The following is a 16,487-nucleotide window of genomic DNA, read 5'->3' on the forward strand; positions in this document are numbered from 1 at the left end:
CAATCTACAACAAAGCCGAGTACGCCGAGCAGCGGCGGCACATGCTGCAGGAGTGGGCGAACATGGTTGATGCCTGGATCGATGGGCAGACCTACGTGCCGAGGCTGATGCCGGAAAACGTTGTAGTGCCTACGTTGAGCGCGATGGCCTGAAATGGAGACATGGTTGTCACTTGACAACCATGTCAGCCATCCACATACTGGAGACCATTGATGGCGCGTTCCTCTCATCCGAAAAAAGAGGTCGAGGAAGCCCTTCAGCACGCCGAAGCGCAAGGATGGCGTGTTGAAGTCGGCGGGAGTCACGCCTGGGGGCGAATTTATTGCCCGTACAACGACGAGGAGTGTCGTTGCGGTGAATTCTGTATTACCTCGGTATGGAGTACTCCCAGGAACTCTGGGAACCACGCACGCGCCTTACGGCGAGTAGTGGACAACTGCACGACGCACCGCAAGCGGTATGAAGCTGACGACGATGCTGAGGAGTAGCACGATGGAATACACCTTCACCCTGAAATACCAGCTCGCCGACGATGACCGCGACCCGAATGGATTGGTCGAGCGCTTGGGCGAGGCTGGCTGCGATGATGCCCTGGTCGGCATAGGGCAGCCGGGGCGGCTTGCGCTGGAATTCACCCGCGAGGCGGATAGTGCTGATGCGGCTGTCCGCAGCGCTCTGGCCGATGTACGGAGCGCCGCACCGTCGGCCAGACTGATCGAGGTTGCTCCGGATCTTGTCGGCCTGACCGATGTGGCGGAGATGGTTGGCGTGTCACGACAGAACATGCGCAAACTGATGCTGGCCCATCCGAGCAGCTTTCCTGCTCCAGTGCATGAGGGGAGTGCGTCGATCTGGCACCTGGCGGATGTGCTGACCTGGCTGCAGGCCAAGGGCAGCTATTCTCTGGCTAGGAACGTCCTGGATGTGTCGCAGGTGGCTTTGCAGGTCAACGTGGCCAAGGAGGGCCAGCGGCTGCCGCGTTCTGCGTTCAAGGAGCTGCAAGCCCTGGTCGGATGAGGCGCATCGACCTCATTCCTGGCTCGAACCCGCCCGAACAGGGCGGGTTTTTCGTAGGTGGACATCCGGTTTGGAGCTGCTGCCGCGAGAGGTTTGTTTCCGTTCTTCGATCCAGGCTTCCACTTCGGCCAAGTCCCACACGACGCAACGAGGCGTCAGATTAAAGCGACGCGGGAACTCGCCGCGGCGCTCCATTTCGTAGATGGTCGTTTCAGCTAAAGGAACGATCAGATGCAGCTCCTTTCTGCGTATGGTGCGACGGAAGGGCAGGGCGCAGGACTTTGGAAACTGAGGAAGCTCCTCATAGGCGGTCGAGCCCGGCAGCGGGGCAGTGAGGCTGCTCTTCGAGTCATAAGCTCTGCCCACTGGGCCTGACGGGGTATTCTCCATATTGCACTCCATGAGCGTTGACGTTGCATACGATGGGGCAATGGTGGCTTTCATTGGCTATCGCCGAAACCCGTTGGGGCGTAGTGAGGCGTATCGACGAATAGATAACTTGGCAAAAGGGCAGGGACATGGCGACGGTAATGGTTTCACCAATCCATTTCGAGGATTTCAGCGGCATCCAGTTTGAGCGTCTCGTCTTTGCGTACCACTTGCGGGCCGGTTGGCGTGACCTGGTCTGGCGCGGTCAGTCGGGAGGTGATCAGGGTAGGGACATCACAGGCACCGAGCCCTTTGATGACAGGCCATCTCGCAAGACCATCATTCAATGTGCGAACCGGAGCACCTTGACGTTAGCGAAAGCAAGAGGTGACATGGAAAAGTCGATGAAAGCCGCAGGTGCAGCGCCGGACGCGTTTAAGTTCGTTTCGCGCGGTGCGGTCTCGGACGCAAGCCGCAGTCGGATTGAGGAAGCCGCGGGCGCTCTCGGTGTGGACCATGTCACCATCTGGTCAGGTGTGGAGTTTGAGGAGAACTTGCGGCTTCGCGCTGAGTACCTACTGCATCGTTTCGTTCGAGGGATCGAGTTTCCCGATGCGGAGGCGGACATTCGCAGCTTTGTTGATGACTTTCCAGATCTGTCCGATACCGACGCACTGCAGTTGATGGCCGCAGTATTCAACCGATCTGCTTTTCGCACGCCGTTTCAGCAAGAAAGCTCTCTGCCTGCTTTCCAGCAGGCAATCGAAGATACTATTCGCGCACTAAATACCGGTGTATGGCGGACTCGCGAAGGCGATGAGATTAGACGTATCCCGTCGATCCACAACCTGAGGGATAGGGGCATTCGAACGACGCTGGAGAAGGTCGTCCGCCATGTCGATGATCTTCGTCGTATTTTCGTGACTGGGCTTAGGGAAGGCGAAATAAGACCTTGTGGTTGTGGAGTTCCCGACTGCCCCACGTTTGAGCTTTCGCAACGCAGTGCAGATCAGTTGGACTCTGTCAGGCGCCAGGTTCTGACAATGTTTCGTTCGGTATATGCACCGTTCAATGTAAACCTCGAATAGGACTTTCGTATGAGCTTTATTTGTCCGGGTTGCGTGGGTGAGCCATACTTGCGGCGCTTGATTGAAGAGGCGGCAACGTCTGAGAATCCGTGTGAATACTGCGAGGAGAATCAGCAGTCAGCCGATCTTTGGATGGTGGCCAATCTGTGCGACGAAGTAATTGATACGTTCTTCGAGGAATCCAGCCACACAATGGCAGTAGTGCATTTTGGCCGCACTCCCGCCGGCCAAGACTTGCACGAGACGATTTCACAATTGACTCAAGCGCCACAGGACGCTGTTGAGGTCATCGTCGAGTACCTAGGAAACCTCTGGTTTGATGCTGACTCGGGAGAGTCTCGATATGGTGATGATGACCCGTGGTTTGTTCGCAAGCCGTCCATGGCAGAGCCGTTAGGGAACGCCTGGAGGGAGATGGAGGAAAGCCTCCATACAGATGTTCGCTTCTTCAATCCAAAAGCGACTTCACTGCTCGACGAGATTTTCGGCGAGATCGCCGATGACCGCGACGGCGAGGGGCAGCCGGTGATCATACCGGCTGGGCCGGAGGCTCCGTTAGGAACACTTTACCGTGGCCGTGTATTCCAGACAGACGAGTCCATGGCATCTGCACTTCGCTGGCCAGAGCGGTTTTTGGGATCGCCGTCCGCGGGGATCGGCGCCGCTGGTCGCATGAACGGACAAGGTCAGCCTGCCTTCTACGGTGCCACCACTCCTGAGATATGCATCGCCGAAGTGCGCCCTCCGGTCGGCAGTAGAGTTGCGCTTGCCGCCTTTGAAGTGACTCGTCCTTTACGACTGTTGGATCTTCGGCGCTTGGCTAGTGTGGAACTTAGGAACGGGGCCAGCTTATTTGACCGCGCGACCCGCTCTGCAGCGCAACGCCGAGATTTTCTCAGGACACTTGGTGACCGACTGTCAGCACCAGTCGTTCCCGAGCTGCAGGATCGCAACTACCTGGTCACTCAGGCGGTCGCAGACTATCTAGCTGCGCATGGCACGTTGAACGTTGATGGCATCATTTATCCATCCGCTCAGGGACGACGTCCGGGCGAACGAGTGGGCGGCGACAATGTGGTTCTCTTTCGCAAGGCTTGTGAAGTCACCGATGCAGATGGATCTCAAGCGACGGCCGACATCGCACTCTGGGAGTACGAAGAAGATGGCCCGGGAAAGTGGTTCAGTCCGTCGATTCTGTTCAAGGAGCGTGAGCTTCCATGGTACCCACACCGCTCAGTGCATCCCGCGCTGAGAATGAAGCGTGATTCATTGGTTATCCATGACATCACCGCGGTGAGCTACGACACCAAGCCACATTCGGTATCCGAGGTGTCATCGCTCAACGACCGGCATTACGGTTAGCTGCTGAAGCTGCTAACCGTCTGCCAGTATCGGAAGGGGTTTACTGCGTCCCTGCAATTGCTCTCTGGTTTGCTTCACCGCTACGCCCAGCCAAGACCAGGCGTGCGTGCAGCAGCGAGTGCTAGCGTCCGCCTCGCAGATCGAGGCGGTCTAGCTCTTCAAGGGTTTGGACAACGGTCTCCACGAGCTCCCCATCAAAGTCATCGCGATCTGCCTCCTCATGAGTACCTTTGTTTAGGTAGGTCCAGACAAGGTTGGTGACGGGAATGCCCAAGATGCGGCCATACGCGGCAAGGAGGGGCTCCTTGTTCGCATGGTTGAAGGTCTGAGAGTCTCGCAACTTTTTGACCAATGCTTCGCATAGATTTCTCAGCCCAGGTTCCGCACCGACCCCGGCCAGCATGAGATTAAGCACTCCCTGGTCATGACTTCCAAGCCAGCGCCAAGTCTTTTCGCCCAGCATCTCTAAGGCTTGGCGAGACGCGGCGAGCGCGTCTCGGTCGTTGAGTGCCTCCCTTGCTGCCCTGGCCTTCGCGATGTAGTTCGCGCTCGGTACGTTACCGGTAACTCTCGGTTGATAGTTGCCATCGTGATGTCGGAGCAGGTAGACCTGGCACGCACTTCTGCGCTGGGCAGGCAGGTGTTGTTGAATGTCTTTGATGAATTCGTTGCTGTGGCAGGTGACGATCAGTTGGATTTGAGCGAAGTGGTCGCCTTCAAAAATCGCCTCCCGGATTCCACCTCGATGGTCATGGTCAATAGCGTTGATGGCATCGTCGAAAACGATAACCGGGCAGCCGATGCTCTTCGCCTTGGTCATCAAAATGGCAAGGCCGAGACAGCGGATATGCCCTTCGCTCAGAACGTGGAGTGCATCGACGCGAACCCCGGGATTTCCACGGAAGCTGATCTCGATCTTTTCATCGCCGGTCAAAGGCAGATGCAGCGCTGATAGTTTGTCCTCCTCACGATCATTGCGATTGAATGCGTTATAGAGATCTCTGGCGGCGTCATTCAAGCCAGCCATTAGCTGACCAGGGAGTTGATCTCTATAAGATCTAAGCGCTTCGAGAAATCTGTCGTAGGCAGTCTTGTACGGCGTGTCGCGGGCGATATCTAGCTTCTCCTGCTCCGCTTGTGCGATCAGCCCGGCATTTGTTTCGTCGAACGCTATGATGCGGTTACGCGCTGCATCGATATCCGCTTGTAATTGTTGCCGTTTGAGGTCCTGCGCTTGCACCTTTAGCTGGAATTCGTTGAGTCGCCGACGCTCGTCGATGTGCGGTTGTCGATCCCGCTGAGCCGCCCTTGACGCTTCGTCTTGCGCGGTCATGCGGTCTACCACTGCCAGGATCTCCTCCAGCGAAGGCGATCCGCGCGGTTCCGTGGAGGGTAGGGGATAAATATCTGTCCACCAACGACCGCCAGGCTCCGCAGGCAGCTGCAAAGCCCAACGACCGACTACTGACTCCTCTTCTTGATGAGCAGCTATGAATGTGCTGAGTGGCGAGAACATTTGCCGCAACGCGCGAGAGGCTTGGCCAAGTTTTACTTCGATAGTCTTTTGTCGTTCTTGGAGAGCGCCCAACTCTTCAAGTTGTTGCAAGCCGTCGGTCGCCTTCTTAAAGGGATCTGCAGCAACATGAGTGTCTCCAGCCAGTGGTGTGTCGCAGGCGGGGCAGCGATCTCCGACAGTCTTCTGTAAAGCGAGAACAGAGTTGTACAGCGCCTTGAAGGACACTTGGTCGCTCTTGGCCCGAAGCGAAGCAATGACCCCGTCGAGCTCCTGGGAGCACTGGTGTGCCTCTGCGAAAGCGTCTTGGAGACCTTGTCGTGTGACGCCAAGAACATTCGGAGGGACCGCACCCAGAATGTCGTCAAGTTCTTGAAGACGTCCAGGAGCTTCAGCAGTGCCAATCAAGCCTTTCAGAGCTTGATATGTCAGTTCAACTGCGTACTCCTTGGCTAGAAGGGATTCCTCTTCGTTCAGTGCTTGTAGGGAAGCGGCTTCGCCATCAACGGTTGCTTGGTCTGCCTTCAGCGCGTTCCGGCGCAACGTCAAAGTAGTTTGTCGCTCGGCGACTAGGACAAGCTGCCCGTCGATGCTCTCGTTGAAGTGGCCTACGAATTCATTGAACTGGTCCATGCCAAAGAGTGTGGCGATTAGTTCGGCCCGCTGGGCATTGGGTCGGGCAGCGATTCTTGAGAATGCGTCAATTCGGTTCTTTTCTATGAAACAGAAGCGATACGTGTCGAGATTTGCAGCAACATCTACCTCGCGTCCTTGTTGATCCGTGGCCTTAAGCACTGGAGGATCGAATCGCCTGTCGTGGACATTTGCCAGATACGTCCTGGCCGCAATGCGTTTATTGCCGGCTTCTTCGACATCCCCGAGAAGGGCATACTCCAACCCTTCGCAAAGGCTGGTTTTACCGCTGCCATTGGGACCGTAGAAAAGGATGATCTGCTTAGTTAGGTCGAAAGGCTCAGGTGCTCGGAATCCCCGAAATGGGCCAAGAGTCAGGTGACGCAGTCTGACCCATGGCCAGGCACCGGCGTTTGCTTCCGCGACGTCGGCTGGGGGAGCTTCAACCGTGCCGCCAAGTTCTCTCCGCATCAGGCCCACCAGAAAGGTGGAGCGCTGGCTTCGCTGTCGTGAGGTGCCCGCGAGTTCGTCAAAGTTAGCGAGGGCCAAGGTAGCTAGGCGGCGCACATCGCCGGGAAACTGCCTATCCGGCTGGTAAATCCAGCGCACGAAGCGTTCAAAATCCTGTCTCGCAGATGCCATGCCCCCTCCCTTTGATCAGTGGTACCTGTAGCTAGCGTACCGTAATGGATGCGTACTGTTACGAAAATAGTGACGGTTTCTATACTTTTTGCCGCTAGGTTGTAGTAGATCAGCCCCCGGCGCGGCGGCTAGGCAAGGCTGGTGAGACATAACCGCTGAGCTTTCTCTGAAAAGACTGGGCGTCCCCGGCCCAGAAACATGGCCGGTCGCGCTGTCGTGCTGCGCATCGAACCCCTTCGGGGTTTCGCCCCCTTCGGGCTTCCATCGTTCCCTCCCTCCGCTCGGCTGACGCCTACGGCCCGGCTTCCAGATCCGGGCCTGCGCGCTTGCGCTTGCGTGCGGTTCAGCACATCTCGGCGGCAGTTGCCATGTCCAGCCGTCTCCCCTGACTTCATCACCTTGCACGCGACCGTAGCCCGCGTCCGTGTGCCATCAAGGCGCGCAGGGCCGTGTCCTCGGCTGCGCCTGCGGGCCGCACCAACCCTGCGCTTGCCTCCTTGACGGCCCCCGTCCGCGCGCTCCTGACCGTCGCGGGCGATGAACTCAGGAAAGACGGTGGCAACAGGGCCAACCGGGTTCCTCGTGCCAACCGCACAGAACAGCCGAAAGGCTGGACTCCGAATCTAGGAATCCGGTGTGCGGTGTGAACAGCAAACCTTCTTTTTGTCAGGAGAAAGACCATGCAACTCGCATCCCGTTTCGCTTCCCGTTCCCCGGCACTGCGCAGCGATTACCCGCTGTCCGACGACCAAATCCGCCGCGTGGCCCCGTCCATCTTCGCGGAAGCCCCGCATGAGAGCCGTTCAGAGCGGTACCGCTACATCCCCACCGCCGCCGTGCTGGCCGAGCTTCGCAAAGAAGGGTTCCAGCCCTTCATGGTGACGCAAACACGCGTGCGCGATGAAGGCAAGCGCGAGCACACGAAACACATGATTCGCCTGCGCCACGCCAGCCAGATCAACGGCGCGGAAGCCAATGAAATCGTGCTGCTGAATTCGCACGATGGCACGAGCAGCTATCAGATGCTCGCCGGCATGTTCCGGTTCGTGTGCAGCAATGGCCTTGTGTGCGGCGACACCGTGGCCGATGTGCGCGTGCCCCACAAAGGCGACGTGGCTGGTTCCGTCATTGAAGGCGCTTTCGAGGTGTTGAGCGGCTTCGAGCGCGTGAAGGAATACCGCGACCTGATGCGCGGCATCACGCTGGACGAAGGCGAGGCCGAAGTATTCGCCCGGGCCGCGCTGGCCCTCAAGTACGCCCCCTCCGACAACAAGCCCGCGCCCGTCACCGAATCGCAAATCCTGATGCCGCGCCGGTTCGATGACCGCCGCCCGGACTTGTGGAGCGTGTTCAACCGCACCCAAGAAAACCTGACCAAAGGCGGATTGCATGGCCGCAGCGCCAACGGACGCCGCCAGCAAACCCGCCCGGTGCAGGGCATTGATTCCGATGTGCGCCTCAATCGCGCCCTCTGGATGCTGGCCGATGGCCTGCGCCAGTTGAAAGCCTGATTCCCCACGCGGCAGGGGCAGGCAGCAGCCCTTGCCGCTTCTTTCGCTGCTGCATCCCTGAACCGTTAGGAGTTATCACCATGAACGCCATCAACCAAACCGAAGCCCGCACCTTCAATACCGCCGCCGCTATCCCGCTGGAAGCCGCCGACCCGACCAAGAACCTGATTTTGGTTCCCCTGTCGCGGCTGGTGTCGCGTCCTGCTGGCCGCAACGTGCGCAAGACCCCGCGCATGTCCATTCCCGAACTCGCCGCCAGCATCCAGCGTGTCGGCCTGCTGCAAAACCTCATCGTCATTGCCGCCGCCGATGGCGAGCATTACGAAGTCGTGGCCGGTGGCCGCAGGTTGGCCGCGTTGAAGCTGCTGGCGAAGAAGCGCCGCATCAGCAAGGAATGGGACGTGCCTTGCCTGCTGGTGGCCGATGGCACCGCCCGCACGGCCAGCCTCACCGAGAACGTGCAGCGCGAAGCCATGCACCCCGCCGACCAGTTTGAAGCCTTCGCGGCACTGGTGGCCGAAGGCCGACCCATCGAGGACATAGCCGCCGATTTCAGCGTGTCTCCGCTGGTGGTGCAGCGCCGCTTGAAGCTGGCGAACGTCTCGCCGCGCCTGCTGGCCGATTACCGCGCCGAAGCCGTGACGCTCGACCAGTTGATGGCCCTTGCCATCACCGACGACCACGCCGCGCAGGAAAGCGCCTTCTACGACGCGCCGACGTGGCAGCGCAATCCGTCCCAATTGCGCGACCGCCTCACCGAGCGCGAGATTGACGCATACCGGCATCCGCTGGTGCGTTTCGTGGGGCTGGACACCTACGAAGCCGCAGGCGGCGGCATCCGCCGCGACCTGTTCGCGGAAGGTGACGCGGGCGTGTATCTGACCGATGCCACGTTGCTGGAACGGCTGGCGCAAGACAAGCTGGCGGGCATCGCCGCCGAGGAGAAGGCCGAAGGCTGGGCGTGGGTGGATGCCACCCCCGCCGTGACCCACACCGACCTGCACGCTTTCCAGCGTGCGCCGAGGGAGCGCCGCGAACCGACCAAGCGCGAAGCGCAGCGCATCGAGAAGCTGCAAACCAAGCTGCACGAACTGGCAGCAGCCGTGGATGACGCGCTGGATGCCGAGGATGAGGAAAAGGCCGACGCGCTGCAAGAGGAAGGCGAAACCGTGGGCGAGCAGTTGCAGGCGCTGGAAGATGGTTTGCAGGACTACGGCGCGACCGTGAAGGCCGTAGCCGGTGCCATCGTCACCATCGACCGCAACGGCGAAGCCGTGATTCATCGCGGGCTGATGCGCGAAGCCGAAGCCAAGGCGCTGCGCACGCTGGAACGCTTGCGACAGAGTTTCGGCAGCGAAAGCGAAGCCGGGAACGACGACGAAGGTGAAGACGACGAGCAGCACAAGACCGCCGCCATGTCCGACAAGCTGGCGCAGCGGTTGAGCGCCCACCGCACCGCCGCGCTGCAAATCGAAGTCGCCCGGCGTCCACAAGTGGCGCTTGCCGCGCTGGTGCATGGCATGGTGCAGACCGTCTTGCAGGGCAGCCACTACGGCCACGACTTGCCGCTGGGCGTGAGCCTCAAAGCGCAAGACCGGCTGGAAGGCATCACCCCGGACATACCGGATTCGCCCGCCGCCGTGGCGCTGCGCGAGTTGCAGCAGGTAGCAGGCGAAGGCTTGCCGGAGGACAGCGTCGAACTGTTCGCCGTGCTGCTGGCGAAGTCGCAAGATGAACTGGTGCGGCTGCTGGCGGTATGCGTGGCCGTCACGGTGGACGTGGTGACACTCCGCGCCACGCAGCAGCAACCGGGCGCGGAACTGGCGCAGGCCGTGGGGCTGGATATGGCGGCATGGTGGAAGCCCACCAATGAGGGTTATTTCCGCCACATCGCCAAACCGGCCATTCTGGAAGCAGTGGAGCAGTACGCCCCGGCGCACGTCACCCGGCTAGCGAAGTTGAAGAAGGCCGACATTGCCAGCGAAGCCGAACGGCTGGCGGATGGCACTGGATGGATGCCCGCCATCTTCAAGGCCGAAGGCACCGACGACACCACGGAGCAGGATGCGCATCAGGCCGTGACGAACGACGAGCCGGAAGCCATCGACAACGCCGACGAGCAACAGGCCCACGCACTCGCCGCGTGACCTTCACCACCACCGAGCGCCCCGGTTTCCAGCCGGGGCGTTTCGCTGTTCCATCAGCATCGACCCCAGGCCGTACCGTCCTGGTGCCGATGGTCAAAAATCCGGGCGCAGCGGTGGCCGCGCCCGGTTTCAGTGCCCAAAGCCAGAACGCCCCTTCTCCGCCTTCGGGCAGGCGGCGAAGGGGCGGCGCACAAGTGATCTTGTGCGCGGGAAACCCTCAAACCCATCAGTGCGTCGGCGCATAGCGCCGACGACATTCCGAACGCGCCCCGCCGCGATGGGCGGGACTTGCGGGGCTATGCCCCGGCTTGCTGCCGCAGGTTGTACGAAAGCGCGCCGTCCTCGACGCTGGCGGTTCGTCGCCTATACGTCACGAAGGACGGTTCACCGACACGCCGCCCGGCCCTGCAATGGAGCTTCCACGCCACGCCTCATGCAAGAGGCTGCCTGCTACGTCAGGGGCGCTTGCGCCCTTGTCGCCGGGTGTTGTCCTTGCCCGTGTCAGGGAGCAGGCCGGTGAAGCCGTCGCGCGAGGATGCCGAGCCGGCCATGTCTCCATTCGGGAGCGGGCGGCCAGTACGTCCTTGTGTTGTTTTGAATCCTGGCGGTGGCTGGGCTTCATGGCCGCAACCTTCCAGCGAAAACAATTTCCCCTGGGCTGCGCGCATTCCTCGCGGGAAAAATTCTTTTCGCTTCCAGGTTCTCCACGGTGTTGCGACCGCTGCGCGGTGCGGCCAGCCCATCCCCCGCCGGTCGGATCACAACAAGGGCGCACTGGCGCGACCTTGTTCAACCCGAAAGGAGAAATCATCATGGCTAACATCGGCACCTTCACCGCAGAGAAAGACGGCTTTACCGGCCAGCTCCGCACTCTGACTCTCAACGTCAAGGTCAAGCTGGTTCCCAACGACAAGGGCGAGAACGAAAGCGCCCCGGACTTCCGCCTGCAAGCGGCCGGCCACGACTTCGGCGCGGCGTGGAAGAAAACCAGCGAGGCCGGGCGGGATTACCTGTCGGTGGCCATCGACGATCCTTCATTCCCGGCGACGGTCTATGCCCGCCTGATCGAAGGCGAGAACGGCACGCATGACCTGATCTGGTCGCGCAGCAAGCCCAAGGCGGCCTGACGGCCGCCCACCGCGCTCTGCCCATTGCGGCGGGGCGTGGTGCTGCTGATCGCAGCACCGCACGCATAGGGTTTCGCCGGTTGCTTTATGCCCCGCATGTCCAGGGCTTGCATCGCATTGGTGATGGCCCGATGGTTCGATGCCCGTAGCAGCAAGCACAGCATGGCGTGTCGGCGCATTGCGCCGCCGGGCTTTCGGGCTGCGCCCCATGCCGCCAATGGCGTCATGTCCATTCGGCTTCAATCCCTCACGCCTTCGCGCCTGGCGGCGCTGCGCGCTCCGCTTGCGGGAATCCAGACGCGCGCTATGGCGTATCGCGCTCTTTCAGCACGGCCTCGAACTCCTGGCGCACCTGCGCCAACAGTTCGTCGACCTTGTGCGTGTCATCGCCGGCGTAGGCCAGCGTCAGCAATGTCAGCGGATGCACTTCCATGACCTCGCACAGCTCGGTCAGCTTGTGCAGGGTCGGGCTTTTCAAGTTGCGCTCCAGCGTACTCATATAGGTGCGGCTGGACACGTCGGAGAACGCTTCCTGGCTCAAGCCTCGCGCCTTCCTGACTGTCCGTATTGCCGTTGCCAATGAGTGTTTCGCTGTCACTAACTTGGTTTCCCCATAAAAACCAAGATGACAGCTAATTGTGCCCTATAGGGCTACAATCTATAGTGTTCATTCATGGCTGAAAGGCCGCTTTCGTGCTTTTACGGAAATCCGCATCTGCGGATTCCGACAGAACCGGGGAATCGCATCCGTGTCTTTCCGGCTTCCGACAATTCCGCTTCGGCGCTTCTGTTCTTCTACGGATGCGATGGCTTGCGCATCGGTGCTTCCACACGAATGCACGAATGCACGGATGCGTTTTGTTGGTTCTGCGCTTCGGCACCAAAGCGCATTTGCGCATCGTCGGTTTCGTGGAGAAGCTGCCCATGACCCTGCCGCTTGTCACCGCTGATGAACGCGCCCGGCTGCTGGCCCACGGTGCGGTGCTCGCCGCTGGTCAGCGACTCGACCCGCTGCCCGTGGTGCGCCTGTTCACCCCGGACGCGCATGTGACCTGGCTGCTGGTGTCACTCGACCCTGCGGATGGCGATACGGCCTACGGTCTGATCGACCTCGGTATCGGGATGCCCGCGCTCGGGACGGTCAAGCTGTCCGACCTGACGGGCATCGTCGGGCCGCGCAAGCTGCCGGTGCGGCGGGATCGGTATTTCCGGGCGGTGCGTCCGCTGTCGGAATACGTCCGGCTGGCGCAGGAGAACGGTGCAATCACGGACTGATGAAAACCAGCGCGGCCTAGCCAGCCGGGGCGCATCGTGACTATTTCAGTCTTGGTCAAGACCATGCAGGTCTGAATCCGCACTTTTGCACCGAAGCGGTGCGACCCTGTTGAAAACAGTCCTGATCTTCAGCACGGGCTGCGGCACGGTGTTCGGTGCTGCGCGTCATTTTCCTGGCGGTGCAGCCGTCGCATTCAGACGATTTCCGCAAACTGCCGGAGCCAAACGGTTAGTTACAGCTTAACCGTTTTTGATGACGCCCTGATGGCATTTGGATAGCTCCCGCATCGCGGAAATCGTGGCGACGCATCCCAAACAGAGGGAGGTTTCGCCATGACTGATCGCAGCGCCGAACACTGGTATCCGACAGCGGCCTATCTCTACGTTCTGCACCTTGACGGCCCTGCGCTGGCGTGGGAATACCTGCGCCGAAATCCCGGCTACCACCGCGACTGGTTGCGCCGCCGCCGGTCGGTCGCGGCGCAGGCTTGGGGCTTACGCCTGCTGGAAGACCCAGCCCTGGATGCGCGCGACGCGCATCCGGCCTGGTTCCCAGATCACGATGCCGTCGTGCAGGTTTACCCGGACGATGACCCGCCACCCGAAGCACATTCCTTCGAGTTCTGGCGCGTCCCTGGCCGCAAGCAGTTGATCCACGACGGCAAGCGCCTGGTGCTGGTGTCGCATTGGCCCGGCTGCTGCCTCCGGCTAGCCCTTGCGCCGGACCTGGAAGACGGCATGGCCTACCTCTACGCCACCCGCGCCTGCGCCACGCCCTGCGCGCGCTATCGCACTCTCGCGGCCGAGCTGGACGCATTGGCCGTGGCAACGGTTGCCGCGCCTGCGGCGGCGGCCCGTTCCCGGCCCACGCCGGCCGCGGTGCTGGAGCTGCACACCTTGCAGGCGCTCGACGCGACCCTGGCGGGTGCGTCCTTGCGCGACGTGGCCGAAGGGCTGTTCGGCGCGGATGCCGTCGCGGCCGACTGGCACAAGGACAGCGCCTTGCGTGCCCGCGTGCGGCGGATGGTACGTCGTGGCGATGCGCTGATGCGCGGCGGCTATCGCCGCCTGGCACAGCTTCCGCTACTGCCGTTGTAGTAGGGGGACATTTCGCGTCCCCCGCAGATCGTCCCTTAGCAAGCAGCCTCGCTTTCTTGAAAGTGCCTCTATCCGGCCGCGTGGTGTGGCCGGGCTTGATGGAGGTACATCCCATGCGACCCGCTCCCTTGCGGCCTGCCGCCGCTGCTGTCGCTGCGCCCGCGCAGCCCCAACGCTACCTGACCAACGACGAAGCCGCCGACTACCTGCGCTTGTCGCCGCGCACGCTGGAGAAACAGCGCGTGATCGGCGGCGGCCCGAAGTTCCGCAAGTTCGGCCGTCGCGTCATGTACGCGGTGTCCGACCTCGATGCCTGGGCCGATCAGCGCAGCTACGAGGCGACTTCGGACCCGGAATATGCCGAACGCCACGCGGGTGACTACCGTGATGGTCGCTGATCGCTGGCGCGTGGGTGGCCGTCGCCATGTCCAGCCCGCCAGGGCAAGCCTTGCAGCGCGAACAGCTCGACCTGTTCCGCGCGCTGCCGGGCGACATGGCTCCCCGCGACAGCCAGGATTTGATGGCCTTTCCGTTCTTCTCGCTGGCGAAGTCGCGGCGCACCGCGCCGATCGACTTCCGCGCCGGCGGCATCACCATCCGCGTGGAGGGTACGCAGGAGCACGGCATCGCAACGATATGGGATGCCGACCTGCTGATTTGGGCCGCCTCGCAGATCGTGGAGGCACGCGACGCGGGCATCTGCCCGTCGCGCTGGATACGGGCCACGCCCTACGAGATCCTGCGCTTCATCGGGCGCGGCACGTCCCTCAACGACTACCTGCGCCTGAAAGCCGCGCTCGACCGGCTGCAATCGACCACGGTGGCCACGTCCATCCGCGAAACCACGGGAAGGCGATTGCATCGCTTCTCGTGGATCAACGAGTGGAAGGAACTGGCCGATGCCAGCGGCGTGCCGCTGGGTATCGAACTGATCCTGCCGGACTGGTTCTATGCGGGCGTGCTCGATGCCGCCCTGGTGCTGACCATCGACCCAGCCTATTTCCGCTTGAAGGGCGGCATCGAACGCTGGCTGTACCGCCTGGTGCGCAAGCACGGCGGCAAGCAGCCGGGCGGCTGGCAATTCGACTTCCGGCACCTGCATCGCAAGTCGGGCAGCGCTGCGCGCTTCTCCGACTTCGCCTACGACCTGCGCGCCCTGGTGGCGCGGCAGTCGTTGCCCGGCTACGTCCTGGGCATCGAGCGGATGCCGGACGACGGAATGGAGCTGCTGACGTTCCGGCCCGCGCTGCACACGGCACGGGGATAACTCGGGGAAAAGGTGTGGACGGCCTCGTGCTATCAGGAGTACCGGGTATCGTGCTATCGGGAGTACACCTATCGTGCTATCAGGAGTACGAAAACGCCGGAAAGCCAATAACGGCGCGGGTTTGTGGCCCCTCTAACTTCCCTAACAAGAAATACATAACTTTTAGTAGAAGCGCGCCGTTTCGGTGGACAACCGAGAAACGGCACGGCGAACAGCGTTTTGCACGGCAGGCAAAGCCTGGCTTTCCAGTCTGGAGGGCCACGCCATGATCGTCGCCCTGCTCAACCAGAAAGGCGGCGTGGGCAAGACCACACTCGCCACCCACATCGCCGGCGAACTGGCGCTGCGCGGCCAGCACGTCGTTCTGCTCGATGCCGACCCGCAGGGTTCATCGCTGGACTGGACGCAACGCAGAAGCCAGCAAGGCTTGCCACGGCTGTTCAGCGCCGTGGGCCTTGCCCGCGAGACGCTGCATCAGGAAGCGCCAGAACTCGCCAGGCGGGCCGATCACGTCGTCATTGATGGGCCCCCTAGGATTGCCGCCTTGGCGCGCTCCGCGCTGCTGGCTGCTGAGCGCGTGCTGATCCCGGTGCAGCCCAGCCCCTACGACTTGTGGGCCAGCGCCGAGATGGTCGCGTTGATCCGCGAGGCGCAGGTGTTCCGGCCTGCGCTGCGCGCGGCTTTCGTCATCAACCGGCGCGTCAGCACCACCATCATCGGCCGCGAGGCGCGGCAATCGCTGGCCGAACAGCCGCTGCCTGCGCTGCGCAGCGAAGTGCGCCAGCGCATCGTGTTCGCCGACAGCGTGGCCGCTGGCCGGCTCGCACGCGAGACAGCGCCCGGCAGCGCTGCCGCCCGCGAAATCACGGCCCTGGTGGACGAACTACTGCGGTGGCCGACATGACAGCCAAGCAGCCACCATGCGGCAAGCGCGTCGGCATCGGCGCACGTCCGCCCGCGAATCCGCACGCCGAGGCGTGGATTCGCCAGGGCGACGCCGATGCACTCAATAAAGGCGACCTCTACACTGCCCGCCTCACGCTCGACATTACGCCCGCCATGCGGGCGCGCATCAAGGTGTCGGCCTTCACGCGAGGCGTGACCGTGGCCGATCTGCTGCGCGGCCTGCTGGAGCGGGAGTTTCCGCCGGAGAGCACACCATGACCGCATCCGCTTTGTCTGCCGCGAACGCGGCACCGGCTACGCCGTTGCCTGCGCTTTCGACACTCGCCGGACAGGCCAGCATCGTGCCGCTGACGCGCGTTTCTCTGGTATACCTCGAACACCGCTTCAAGCTCTACCTGCGCTTCGGCGAACCTGCGCACACGCTGCGCCTGGACGACTGGTGGCGCTGCGCGGTATTCCTGCCGGGCGCGATGCTCTGCCGCATCCGCTGGCAGGCCAACGACTACGGCACGATTCGCTGGCAGCTCATGGT

The 16,487-nt window shown here is 61.8% G+C and carries 17 protein-coding genes and 1 pseudogene; 15 read left to right on the plus strand and 3 right to left on the minus strand.

Annotated elements, in window-relative coordinates; all coding sequences use genetic code 11:
* From FFS27_RS34035 to FFS27_RS13410, 3 genes and pseudogenes are all read left to right on the plus strand, one after another.
* Positions 1-152 (plus strand): annotated as a pseudogene (locus tag FFS27_RS34035) (tyrosine-type recombinase/integrase); the annotation flags it as partial.
* 60 nt (positions 153-212) lie between these two features.
* On the plus strand, positions 213-488 hold the full coding sequence (locus FFS27_RS33585) for a hypothetical protein (RefSeq protein ID WP_071578218.1): 276 nt from the start codon (positions 213-215) through the stop codon (positions 486-488).
* 4 nt (positions 489-492) lie between these two features.
* Positions 493-1,017 carry a helix-turn-helix transcriptional regulator gene (locus FFS27_RS13410; protein ID WP_034019499.1) on the plus strand — a complete coding sequence of 175 codons (525 nt, stop codon included), beginning with the start codon at positions 493-495 and terminating at the stop codon, positions 1,015-1,017.
* A gap of 12 nt (positions 1,018-1,029) precedes the next feature.
* Here FFS27_RS13410 and FFS27_RS13415 read toward each other — a convergent pair whose 3' ends face one another.
* Positions 1,030-1,407, minus strand: coding sequence for a helix-turn-helix transcriptional regulator (locus FFS27_RS13415; RefSeq protein ID WP_071578216.1), 378 nt, complete (start codon positions 1,405-1,407; stop codon positions 1,030-1,032).
* Between the two features lie 128 nt (positions 1,408-1,535).
* On the opposite strand from FFS27_RS13415, the gene FFS27_RS13420 reads away from it, so the two are divergent.
* Positions 1,536-2,474, plus strand: coding sequence for a restriction endonuclease (locus FFS27_RS13420; protein ID WP_034019501.1), 939 nt, complete (start codon positions 1,536-1,538; stop codon positions 2,472-2,474).
* Between the two features lie 9 nt (positions 2,475-2,483).
* On the plus strand, positions 2,484-3,836 hold the full coding sequence (locus FFS27_RS13425) for an RES family NAD+ phosphorylase (RefSeq protein ID WP_052156601.1): 1,353 nt from the start codon (positions 2,484-2,486) through the stop codon (positions 3,834-3,836).
* Between the two features lie 121 nt (positions 3,837-3,957).
* Here FFS27_RS13425 and FFS27_RS13430 read toward each other — a convergent pair whose 3' ends face one another.
* Positions 3,958-6,624, minus strand: coding sequence for an AAA family ATPase (locus tag FFS27_RS13430; protein ID WP_034019503.1), 2,667 nt, complete (start codon positions 6,622-6,624; stop codon positions 3,958-3,960).
* 680 nt (positions 6,625-7,304) lie between these two features.
* Between FFS27_RS13430 and FFS27_RS13435 the strand changes: the two genes are divergently transcribed.
* The 3 genes from FFS27_RS13435 to FFS27_RS13455 all read left to right on the plus strand — a co-directional run bounded on the left by FFS27_RS13435 (position 7,305) and on the right by FFS27_RS13455 (position 11,409).
* A complete protein-coding gene (locus FFS27_RS13435; protein WP_034019505.1) occupies positions 7,305-8,135 on the plus strand; it encodes a DUF932 domain-containing protein in 831 nt (276 codons plus the stop codon).
* Between the two features lie 80 nt (positions 8,136-8,215).
* On the plus strand, positions 8,216-10,282 hold the full coding sequence (locus tag FFS27_RS13440) for a ParB/RepB/Spo0J family partition protein (RefSeq protein WP_034019507.1): 2,067 nt from the start codon (positions 8,216-8,218) through the stop codon (positions 10,280-10,282).
* Between the two features lie 812 nt (positions 10,283-11,094).
* Positions 11,095-11,409 (plus strand): DUF736 domain-containing protein, encoded by a 315-nt coding sequence (locus FFS27_RS13455; protein WP_034019509.1) that lies wholly within the window; start codon positions 11,095-11,097, stop codon positions 11,407-11,409.
* A 304-nt stretch (positions 11,410-11,713) separates the two neighbouring features.
* Here FFS27_RS13455 and FFS27_RS13460 read toward each other — a convergent pair whose 3' ends face one another.
* The gene (locus FFS27_RS13460) at positions 11,714-12,007 is read right to left on the minus strand and encodes a helix-turn-helix domain-containing protein (protein ID WP_071578212.1); all 294 of its coding nucleotides are present in this window, start codon (positions 12,005-12,007) and stop codon (positions 11,714-11,716) included.
* Positions 12,008-12,333: 326 nt separating this feature from the next.
* Here FFS27_RS13460 and FFS27_RS13465 point away from each other — a divergent pair, with 326 nt between their 5' ends.
* The 7 genes from FFS27_RS13465 to FFS27_RS13500 form a co-directional block, all read left to right on the plus strand.
* Positions 12,334-12,684: a DUF2958 domain-containing protein gene (locus FFS27_RS13465; protein WP_034019527.1), complete on the plus strand. Its 351-nt coding sequence runs from the start codon at positions 12,334-12,336 to the stop codon at positions 12,682-12,684.
* A 333-nt stretch (positions 12,685-13,017) separates the two neighbouring features.
* Complete coding sequence (locus tag FFS27_RS13470) at positions 13,018-13,782, plus strand: DUF2285 domain-containing protein (protein ID WP_034019511.1); 765 nt, start codon at positions 13,018-13,020, stop codon at positions 13,780-13,782.
* Between the two features lie 128 nt (positions 13,783-13,910).
* The gene (locus FFS27_RS13475; RefSeq protein ID WP_425375620.1) at positions 13,911-14,180 is read left to right on the plus strand and encodes a helix-turn-helix transcriptional regulator; all 270 of its coding nucleotides are present in this window, start codon (positions 13,911-13,913) and stop codon (positions 14,178-14,180) included.
* Positions 14,181-14,206: 26 nt separating this feature from the next.
* Positions 14,207-15,049 carry a replication initiator protein A gene (locus FFS27_RS13480; protein WP_034019512.1) on the plus strand — a complete coding sequence of 281 codons (843 nt, stop codon included), beginning with the start codon at positions 14,207-14,209 and terminating at the stop codon, positions 15,047-15,049.
* A gap of 265 nt (positions 15,050-15,314) precedes the next feature.
* On the plus strand, positions 15,315-15,953 hold the full coding sequence (parA, locus tag FFS27_RS13490; protein WP_034019513.1) for a ParA family partition ATPase: 639 nt from the start codon (positions 15,315-15,317) through the stop codon (positions 15,951-15,953).
* Positions 15,950-16,213 carry a hypothetical protein gene (locus tag FFS27_RS13495; protein WP_034019528.1) on the plus strand — a complete coding sequence of 88 codons (264 nt, stop codon included), beginning with the start codon at positions 15,950-15,952 and terminating at the stop codon, positions 16,211-16,213. The genes parA and FFS27_RS13495 overlap by 4 nt, the downstream gene beginning before the upstream one ends.
* The coding region (locus FFS27_RS13500) for a DUF2840 domain-containing protein (protein ID WP_137952058.1) at positions 16,210-16,487 on the plus strand (278 nt) is incomplete at its 3' end. The genes FFS27_RS13495 and FFS27_RS13500, both read left to right, overlap by 4 nt.

It is taken from the genome of Pseudomonas sp. 2VD (assembly GCF_005503585.1).
GTDB classification, from domain to species: Bacteria; Pseudomonadota; Gammaproteobacteria; order Pseudomonadales; family Pseudomonadaceae; genus Pseudomonas; species Pseudomonas aeruginosa.

Excerpts from the sequence above, each read along its gene's own strand:
- FFS27_RS33585 (WP_071578218.1), top strand. The coding sequence starts at position 213 with ATGGCGCGTTCCTCTCATCCGAAAAAAGAGGTCGAGGAAGCCCTTCAG.
- FFS27_RS13410 (WP_034019499.1), top strand. The coding sequence starts at position 493 with ATGGAATACACCTTCACCCTGAAATACCAGCTCGCCGACGATGACCGC.
- FFS27_RS13415 (WP_071578216.1), bottom strand. The coding sequence starts at position 1,407 with ATGGAGAATACCCCGTCAGGCCCAGTGGGCAGAGCTTATGACTCGAAG.
- FFS27_RS13420 (WP_034019501.1), top strand. The coding sequence starts at position 1,536 with ATGGCGACGGTAATGGTTTCACCAATCCATTTCGAGGATTTCAGCGGC.
- FFS27_RS13425 (WP_052156601.1), top strand. The coding sequence starts at position 2,484 with ATGAGCTTTATTTGTCCGGGTTGCGTGGGTGAGCCATACTTGCGGCGC.
- FFS27_RS13430 (WP_034019503.1), bottom strand. The coding sequence starts at position 6,624 with ATGGCATCTGCGAGACAGGATTTTGAACGCTTCGTGCGCTGGATTTAC.
- FFS27_RS13435 (WP_034019505.1), top strand. The coding sequence starts at position 7,305 with ATGCAACTCGCATCCCGTTTCGCTTCCCGTTCCCCGGCACTGCGCAGC.
- FFS27_RS13440 (WP_034019507.1), top strand. The coding sequence starts at position 8,216 with ATGAACGCCATCAACCAAACCGAAGCCCGCACCTTCAATACCGCCGCC.
- FFS27_RS13455 (WP_034019509.1), top strand. The coding sequence starts at position 11,095 with ATGGCTAACATCGGCACCTTCACCGCAGAGAAAGACGGCTTTACCGGC.
- FFS27_RS13465 (WP_034019527.1), top strand. The coding sequence starts at position 12,334 with ATGACCCTGCCGCTTGTCACCGCTGATGAACGCGCCCGGCTGCTGGCC.
- FFS27_RS13470 (WP_034019511.1), top strand. The coding sequence starts at position 13,018 with ATGACTGATCGCAGCGCCGAACACTGGTATCCGACAGCGGCCTATCTC.
- FFS27_RS13480 (WP_034019512.1), top strand. The coding sequence starts at position 14,207 with ATGTCCAGCCCGCCAGGGCAAGCCTTGCAGCGCGAACAGCTCGACCTG.
- parA (WP_034019513.1), top strand. The coding sequence starts at position 15,315 with ATGATCGTCGCCCTGCTCAACCAGAAAGGCGGCGTGGGCAAGACCACA.
- FFS27_RS13495 (WP_034019528.1), top strand. The coding sequence starts at position 15,950 with ATGACAGCCAAGCAGCCACCATGCGGCAAGCGCGTCGGCATCGGCGCA.